The sequence below is a fragment of the Paenibacillus sp. FSL R7-277 genome (genome assembly GCF_000517965.1).
Lineage (GTDB): Bacteria > Bacillota > Bacilli > Paenibacillales > Paenibacillaceae > Paenibacillus_AQ > Paenibacillus_AQ silagei.
Genome location: NZ_ASPX01000109.1, coordinates 1 through 5,148, shown reverse-complemented (window position 1 = coordinate 5,148; position 5,148 = coordinate 1). Strand labels below are relative to the sequence as shown.

1 protein-coding gene, 1 pseudogene and 1 riboswitch are annotated in these 5,148 nt (G+C 54.3%); the gene and the pseudogene both read right to left on the bottom strand.

Annotated elements, in window-relative coordinates; translation table 11 throughout:
- Nucleotides 1-620 precede the first annotated feature (620 nt).
- Complete coding sequence (locus C173_RS33130) at nucleotides 621-2,792, bottom strand: S-layer homology domain-containing protein (RefSeq protein WP_051478515.1); 2,172 nt, start codon at nucleotides 2,790-2,792, stop codon at nucleotides 621-623.
- 214 nt (nucleotides 2,793-3,006) lie between these two features.
- A riboswitch (cobalamin riboswitch) is annotated at nucleotides 3,007-3,199 on the bottom strand.
- Between the two features lie 1,258 nt (nucleotides 3,200-4,457).
- Nucleotides 4,458-5,148 (bottom strand): annotated as a pseudogene (locus C173_RS34545) (hypothetical protein); the annotation flags it as partial.

Here is a 5,148-nt window from a genome sequence, read left to right as displayed (position 1 = left end):
CGTCTCCAGGCCGCGGCGTCTGCGCGGCCGGGGTCCCGGCGGGCGGCTGCGGGCCGCCGCCTGCCTGATCCGGCTGCCCAGAGGAGCAGCCGGGGAGCAGCAATACCATCAGCAGGAGAAGCAGCGGAGCCAGCCTTCCCCGGCCTCTTTTGACTAGATAGAACATTACCTGCACACCTCCACAAAAAGGGAAAAGAACGGGGGCCAGTCAGCCTGTTCCCCGTTCCTTCATACACCTTATGCTTACTTTTCAAGACATATCCGAACTAATTCCAAGCAAAATCGCCTGTCTAATGAACTTGCAACGCTTCAATAACCCTATACGCCTCAACTACTCATCGGCACGGGGGCGGTAGTTGGATTTTCTACACTTAATTATTCTGGTTACGCACCTGTATAGAAATTAGTTGGATTTCAGGCATCTAATTCTGCCCACAACCCATCATACGGGAGCTTCGGGCGTGAATAAGTGTTGTTTTTCCAACTAACTCCCGCTTTGCAGCAAATCCTGCCAGATTAGATGTCATTTATCCACTTATTGTCCGCCCCAGCGTACAGCACCCATCCTGCAGCGGAATGGAAATTTCAACTAAACTATACCATCCCCTACTCTTACTCAACTATGGCAATCTAACCGCTACAGCAGCAGCCATCTCACGGGTTACCACAGCAGTAGGCTCGAATGCGCCGCCGGTGCCGCTCATATATCCAAGTCCCGTCACCGTACGGACAGCGGACAATGCATAGTCGCTAATCTTATCTTCATCGCTGAATTTACCAGCCCCTGCTCCTGCTCCGGCTGATGTAGCATCCAGCTTAAAAGCTCTAACCATCATCACAGCCATATCCTGGCGCGTAACCAGCCCGTCCGGTTTGAACGTTTTGGCGCTTACGCCGCTGATAATTCCTAGCTCCTTCGCCCGGTTCACTGTTCCATAATACCATGTACCGGCCTTAACATCACTGAACGCCCCAGCAGAAGACGCCGCAGACGGCTCGTTGCCGGTTAACCGCAGCAGCAGCGCTGCAAATTCAGCACGGGTAATATTCTTTTTCGGTGCAAACAGCAGGCTGTCCTCACTCACACCATTCATCAGCTTGCGGTCATACGCCGTGTATACCGACTCCAGCGCCCAAGGCGAGATCGACTTCACATCGCCAAAAGCCGGACGGTCCGCCGCCGCAGAAGCCACCGTTACCGGGACCGTATGACGCACGATGGCCGGGGTTTTATCCTTCAGATATCCCGTAACCGTCAGGGTATATTTATTTGCTGGCAGTCCTCCGGCAACAACAGCTACGCCCGCAGCATCTGTAACTGCTGTTTTGCCGCCGATGGTTACCTGTACGCCTGCTGCCGGTGAGGTTACCGGATCGGAGGTGAAGGTCGCCTCATTCCAGACCCATTGCTTCTGGGTTACCTGCACCTTCAGATCTTGTCCAGGCTGCGGCTGTGCGGGAGTCACGGTTACGGCATCAACCACCTGCGTGTTGTCCCCGCCATAATAGATCACAACGCGGTCATTCTCCTCCAGCGCGAAGTCGCCCATCCCTACACTTGGATAGATCCATGCTCCGCCGCGTGCGACTACATACATCCAGCCATCATATCCGCCAAAAGTACCCGCAATCACGCCGCCGATCCCCGTCACATAATTGCCTGCTTCATTGACCAGAGCCAGGCGCTTGGCTGCTGCTGTCTTATCCAGTGCCGTAAGCACATTTCCGGCGTACACGCTGCCCTCAGCCAATGTTCCATTCGGACCTTCAACTGTAACCGAGACACTTACCTGAGGATTCTTCACTGGTGTGCCGCTAAAATCAAAGAGCTTACCGCCTGTTCCAAACAGCTTGTACGCTACCAAAGCCTCCAGTGCCTGCTCCGTTGAGAGCGGATTGGAGCTGCCGCCCGCAGTGTGGACGAATCCGCCATCTGCTGCGCTGAAGCTCAGCAGCTTGCTGACCAGATTGATTTGGCCTTTGGTATACTCTGCTCCCGCCGGATCAATGCCGAAGGCAGACAGACCGATAATGGCTTGAGCTACACTCTCGCTGCTGTCGCCATATCCTCCGTTCTTATCCTGTGCCTTAGCCAGCCAGGCTGCCGCCCGCTGACCGGCAGCATTCACTGCCGCTTCCTGCTTGTGTCCAGCCAGTGCGTTCAGCACCATCGCTGTCATATCCGGATCACTCGCACCCGTGGTCAGGGTGAAGCCGCCGTCCGGGTTCTGTTTGGCCAGAATCTCTGCCAGCAGCTTAGATTGTGTCCATTTTGCATTTGCCGGGATCGTATAGCTGCCGGAATCCAGAGCCAGCAGTGCATAGACCGGATTATTCAGCGTCTGGCCGGTAATTGCATCGTGATTGTAGAGCTTCTCAATCAGGTTATAGCCTGCCACATTCGCCGGGTCGCCGCCCAGTGCCTTAACGGCAAGCGTGATCCGGGCATAGTCCGTAGCTCTGGCAAAAACACCCTTAGCCTCACTCACTTTGCCTTCAAGCGCCTTCAGATAGCTGGCAGGAACCTTGTAGCCTGCTTGCGCAAGGCCAATCGCCTGCCAGTCCGACTGGACTCCGTTCTTCAGCATGAACTCCGCAGTAGCATAGACTGCAGCGGTTACGCTGGCCGCCTCACTTGCGGGCAGAGCGGATACCGCGGGTGCGGAAGTCCCGCCTGCCTGTGCAGCAGCAGCTTGTCCTGCCGGGGTTACAGCTGCTCCCAGCAGTGCCAACAGCATAATGACAGCAAGTCCCAGCCGAGTGAACCTGGATGATAGAGAATGGTTCTTCATAACTAACCTCTTTCCTGAAATAGAATGGATGAATCCTGCTTCCTTAAGCAGATAGAGCGGCAACCTAAAGACCGCCCTGTGCAGGGCGGCCGGGGAAGAATACAATACAGGGCAGCTGAAGGAGCCGATTGCTCTCCCACATTACATACAATACAGCATATACAGCCCTCGCCAATATCAGCATCTGCTTCCACATTCTTACCCCCGAAGAATAGAAACAACAACGAAAAAGGCAGGTCTCCTGGCTCATACTTCACCGCTTCCCCCGCCTTCCCATCCGCTTAGCAGACAGTGGCTCCTCAGGAGTTGCTCCGTATTTACAGTGGCGGGACCGCGCCGGACTTGCACCGGGCTTCCCTTTTAAGCAGATTCCTCTATTAGACATAGCCTTGCCAGCATCTGCTAGCGACAGCGCACGGCCTCTAAGGCAATCTGCACCTTTTCCTCAAGCTTATTAAATTTTAATATTCTCAAACCATCATATCGACTATTCCCCTGTATGTCTATAGACAAGCTATTTCTATTCCATCCACTCGAGTTCCGCCCATTCTGCAGCAAAAAATCCTGAACAGCACATGCCCGCTCCCCCGGCACATCGTACTATTCAGGACTATGGAGTGACTCTTCTGCTGTTAATTAAGACGTTGGCGGTACTAGCGGAGACAGCGGCAGCAGGCGATTGTATTATGTACATTAGAATTCGTGTAAAAGCGGCCGATAACGCATTCTGCTGCATTTCATACAATCGATTGTGGCAAATAACCTTCCGCCGGGCCAAATCCCCAAAATCTAATGTACCGAATACAACAGAACACCATATAAGGCTCGATATGCCTCATTCTAGTGTACAAAGTGCAATCGAGCAGCTTCATTCGGACACTAGCACACTTAACTAATTACTTTATGCTCGTATCAGCCTGCCGGAGCGCAAATCATTGTACTACATAAAGTAGTATGCACCAGGCTCTGACCAGTCCACCATGCCGCGCTGTATGCGCCCACAGCAGATCAGCTACCGCTAGTCGATCATCAGGTTCTAACTAATCAGCATTCATTTAATCCCCTAGCTTGCTGGGGGGCTGCCGTACCCCGACTAACTAAGGTGCTATTCTAGGTGCAAACGTTATGCTTAAATGCAATCTGTACAACTAAATCGTCTGATTTACCGCCAAATGTACTTTTAGCTGTATTTCATGCACCTAAAATGCTTCTGTACCCGGCTTTTCGCCCATTCGGGCAAATTTAGTTGTATGGAATACAGTTACGAGAGGAGCGTCTTCCTTTTCACTGTTTTTAGTTGTATAGAGTACACCTATCACTGTAAGCAATGCTACTCCGTACCATCACTTGGTATCGACTCAAAACCGTCAGTTAGTTGTGTGAGTCGGCTGAATGACTAAGGAGCGTTACTCGTTAGCGTTAGTTAATAGTGCTACTCAGAACGTCAGTCGGTTGAGTGAGTCAGTAGCGTTGGTCGATAGCATCAGTCGATAGCGTTAGTCGATTGCGTTGGTTGATAGAATCAGTCGGTAGCGTTAGTCGATTGCGTTGTTTGATAGCGTCAATCGATTGCGTTGGCCGGTAGCGGCAATCAATTGCGTCAGTCGATTGCATTATCCGATCGCGTTAGTTAAAAGCTTACGCAGCCTGCTTGTTGCCGCTGTGTTATTCCGCGTTCGTGTCCGCTTCCGGGCTTGCGGAAGCGGATGGCTCCGCACTAGGCGCGGCTGTAGCTGTGGCCTCCGGGGCGCTGCCCGGATCTGCCGCCAGCTTCAGCGAGTATCTTCCGGCGGTGATCATATCACCTGCCGCCAGCTTCGCGCCTGCTGAAAGCTCCACCGTCACCTCGTATACGCGTGACGGAGGAGTCCCCGCCGCCGCTGGAGAGGCGGCAGCTCCACTATCCGCGCCGCTGTCTACTCCGGCTCCTGTCTCGCCCTTCGCATCGCCGTCCACTCCGGCACCTTCCTTACCGCTCGCATCGCCGTCTACTCCGGCTCCTGTCTCGCCCTTCGCACCGCCGTCCACTCCGGCACCTTCCTTACCGCTCGCATCGCCGTCTACTCCGGCTCCTGCCTTACCCTTCGCACCGCCGTCCACTCCGGCACCTTCCTTACCGCTCGCATCGCCGTCCACTCCGGCGCCTGCCTCACCGCTCGCACCGCCGTCTACTCCGGCACCTGCCTCACCGCTCGCACCGCCGTCTACTCCGGCTCCTGCTGCAACCTGGCAACTGCTAACCGTTGCCTTAACCTCGTAGTCCGTAACGCCGCTGGCGGACTCCACACCGATCTGCTCCGGCTTGAAGGCGGAGCATTCCGCGGCATCAGTGAAGCTGAACAACAGCTTAACGGCG

Coding starts and splice junctions, on each gene's coding strand:
- C173_RS33130 (WP_051478515.1), bottom strand. CDS start 2,792: ATGAAGAACCATTCTCTATCATCCAGGTTCACTCGGCTGGGACTTGCT.